We start from the raw sequence: 3,588 nt of genomic DNA on the forward strand, positions 1-3,588 counted from the left end.
TCTTGATGAAGATAAAACTTCGACTGCGCTGAAGCCGCTCTCCACCCCAGATCGGTGTCCTCAAAGCCATAAAAGCAGTAGGTTTTTCGAAACCAACCGAGCTCTTTAAAATGACTTTTACGAATCGACAGAGCATAGGTGCAGGCGTATTTCCAATACTGCGGAATGCGACCCCACCCGATTTTATCAGCCTCCTCATAAAATCGATGCCAATAACCTCCTTCGGGAATGAACGTATCCTTTGTCGTTAATTGGCCATACTCGGCACCGACGGAATCCACTTTTTTATGAAGATACTCCCTTCGCCATTGCACGATATCCCACTGCTGGTGGAAGGATAAAGTCTTCTCAAGAAAATGAGGCGGAACAAGAATATCGGAATCGAGAAAACTTAAAATCTCTCCTCGCGCCCATTTCACCCCCAGATTTCGCGCTAATCCGGCCCTAAACTGACTGTCTCCCATTTTCCGCGGCTTGAGGCGCGGAAAATACAAGTAAATAAAATCGAGGGATTGATCTTTTGCAAACTCAAGAATTTTTTCCCCGGTGTTATCCGTGCTACCATCATCGACCACCACAATTTGAAACTGATGGGCCGAAAAATTCTGTTGGGAGAGATGTCGTAGTGTATTTAGAATATATTCGGGGTTATTAAATACGGGGATGACTACGGAAATCCAAGGCCGTGGATTCAAACAGCGATCAAACACGGGTTGAATCTCAGATTCCAAGGGCATTTGAGGCACGATGCGAGGCTCATAAACATCAATTCCTAAGGGACTTTTAAAGGCGAGATCTCTTTGATCCTTGCGGAGGGCTTCTCCAAAACTAAAAATCTGGGAGGCGGAAAATTTATTTTTTGATCGATATGGAAAATAAAAATGAAGACACTCATCAAATTCTCGAGGAATTTGATCCATCTGGTAAAAAACGGGATTATTTTTTAATCCGATGACGGTCATATGAAACAAAGGATCTTTTTTTTGCCAAGCTCGAATCAGAGAAAAATCAGGGGGCACTCTATCCAGGAGAAGATTTAGCGATACTCGCTCGGGATTTATCCAATCTCCCATAGGTCCTGCCATCACACGATGCCAGCGAGACGCGGCCACTTGCACAATCGGCCTAAGTTGGTGTTGATGTAGAGTAGAAACGAAGTGAGGGAAGTCCGGATGAAGCAGACTCGTTTCTGGCAGCTGCACGGCCGAATACTCTCCACTTCGAGCCTTGTGCAAAGCGCGCTGAAAGTCGGCCGCCGTGAGAGACTGAGATCTCTTTAGGCCCGACACCATCGTCCACTCCTCTTGAAGTGGTAGCGCTTGATCGCTCACCGGCAACAGATAGAAGCGACCTTTTCGGAATGGATTTTTAGCGGTCCACGTTGACACTCTGTCTCACTCTGATTAATTAGTCCTATGATCTCGATTATCGTCCCCACTTTGAATAGACCCTATTCCCTTGTCAAGACGTTGGACTCTATTTTTGCGCAACAATTTCCGCAAAATGAAATCGAAATCTTGGTGGTGTTCAATTTCCCACCTCAAATCTCCCCTGCTTTCTTTCAACCACTTCATAGCGCTCCCTTACGAATACTGACCGCGGCGGAACCCGGCGTTAACAATGCTCGAAATATGGGGATTCTCGAGGCCCGTGGGGATATTCTTTTGTTCGTGGATGACGATGTGGTTCTCGATGATCCTTTGTATTTAAAAAAGCTTAAAGATCTTCACACTCAGTTTCCCGAACAAATGTCCATCGGTGGCCCTTACGCTCTCCCGCTAAAAGCCAAGGGATTTTGGCAAAAGGTCTATCACCACATTTCCGACCACTGGATGAATTCTCAAAAATTAAAAAATGATTTTTCAAAAGCACTGCTCGGCGGAAATGCATCCTATAAAAAAAATGTTTTCTCTAGAGGACTGCGGTTTCCTTCGCACATCGTGTATGGCGGCAGCGAAACTCCGTTCAATCGCGACGTGTTCCAAACTTTTGGCCCGCATCTTTTCCGCCCAGATCTCGCGGTCGCGCACGATGACAACCTCGGGCTCTTTCGCTTTGTGCGAAAAGCCTACCTTCAAGGACGAGGGGCAGCGTTTTTGTTTGCGTCGGACGGAGTCTCGCCCCAAGCGACAGGGACTCTACCCCATTCGACCTGGCCTTATCAGATCTACGATTTTGTATTTACTGTTGGCTTTAGATCCGCTGTGGATCGACGGCGTTTGCTGCCCACTGCACTGAAAGAAGCGGGGTTCCGAATCTCATCTCTTTGGAGATCTTTCAGCGAAGATACATCGGCTTGCCTTCGCCGAGCGAAGGAGCGGTTGTGACACCCGCTTTAAGGTTTGCTCATTTTAATTCTTGCGAAAACTCCTGCAGCTATTGTCCTGCGACTAACTCCAAGTCCTCGCAAGTCATAAAAAAAATTCCCAGGGGTGCAGTTGTGTTTCCTTGCAACAGCATTTATCGCGAAGACTTTATTCAGAGGCTCTGTCATCGCACCGAAAAAGACACTATCGAAATTTCTGCCGCGGAGTTGGCGCTACCAAGATATAAATCTCGGTTGCAATCTCTCCGTGCTTTAGCTTTACCGATGATCGCGATTATCGATCATGTCAGACAGGATTGGACCACTCCATTAAAAGCCTGGGATTCATTGATTGTGGAGTATCGTATTATTCCCAGCCGGATGTACACCAGCGAGGACTTTCTAACCTCCCTTCCTCCGTTTGTTCTCAGAAAACTCAAGTGGGCCCTTCCCGCTCCCGTGGATTCCAATCTTCAGACTATCAATGACATTCAAAAAAGTTTTTCTGAACCAGCATTATGGAATCATCAGTGGAGTAGAACCCTTTGGAATCTGACTTGGGATCCCTCGTCCTCAAACGGAGAAACTGTGGGAAAACTTTTTTACATTCTCGAATCTCAACAGAAACCAGGTTGGCCCATGCTTTTAGGACAAAGCTCCGCCGAATATGTGGGAGTTCTGAATCCCCGTACTCCAGTCCCGCACATTGAAAGCGCGCTTTCCGAAGTCGATATTGTTTTCTATCAGCAACCGGCCATGTTTCAACAGCATCAACTTTTGCCCCTGCATGATTTTGCAATCCACAAACAGATTTGGAATATTTATTTGACCTCGGAAATATCCGTCGATGTGTTCTCCTGGAATGACTTTATTAAAAAGTACTCATTAAGAGTTGTGATTGCCGAGGGCGCCGACGTCAGCTCGCTGACCACGGACAAGATCAGCGAACACGCCAAAATCAGTTACATCGCTCAACCTCGAGAGTCTTTCTTTAGAGAGTGGTTTTTTTGGCTGGGCCACTCCCCTCGCCGGCGTCAGTTTTTACTCTGGTTTTTTACAATTTATTTTAAAGTCGCCGGCGTTCTCCATCCGTTCATTTCCTGGATCCCCAGAGGCCTGCTCCGATTGAAAAACGAAATCCGCAGTGTCTACGCCACAGTATTTTCGGATTTCATTGATTCTCTCGAGCCGATGAATTTTTATGCAGTTCGTGGATTTTTAAAAGAACTCACTCGATTCCCGCCAGAATGGCAGGCCTTGCCGACTCGCCAACGGCTTTCTAA

General features: G+C 46.6%; 3 protein-coding genes. 2 read left to right on the forward strand and 1 reads right to left on the reverse strand.

All coding sequences use genetic code 11. The features are described from left to right. A partial coding sequence (locus K2Q26_12050; GenBank protein ID MBY0316249.1) for a glycosyltransferase family 2 protein occupies positions 1-1,388 on the reverse strand: 1,388 nt, incomplete at its 3' end. Between the two features lie 27 nt (positions 1,389-1,415). On the opposite strand from K2Q26_12050, the gene K2Q26_12055 reads away from it, so the two are divergent. Both K2Q26_12055 and K2Q26_12060 read left to right on the forward strand, forming a co-directional pair. Then, complete coding sequence (locus K2Q26_12055; protein ID MBY0316250.1) at positions 1,416-2,327, forward strand: glycosyltransferase family 2 protein; 912 nt, start codon at positions 1,416-1,418, stop codon at positions 2,325-2,327. Between the two features lie 113 nt (positions 2,328-2,440). Continuing rightward, the coding region (locus tag K2Q26_12060; protein MBY0316251.1) for a hypothetical protein at positions 2,441-3,588 on the forward strand (1,148 nt) is incomplete at its 3' end.

It is taken from the genome of Bdellovibrionales bacterium, assembly GCA_019750295.1.
In the GTDB taxonomy this organism is placed as follows: domain Bacteria; phylum Bdellovibrionota; class Bdellovibrionia; order Bdellovibrionales; family JAGQZY01; genus JAIEOS01.

What these genes read in the sequence shown, in the direction of transcription:
- K2Q26_12055 (MBY0316250.1), top strand. Translation starts at nt 1,416, where the DNA reads ATGATCTCGATTATCGTCCCCACTTTGAATAGACCCTATTCCCTTGTC.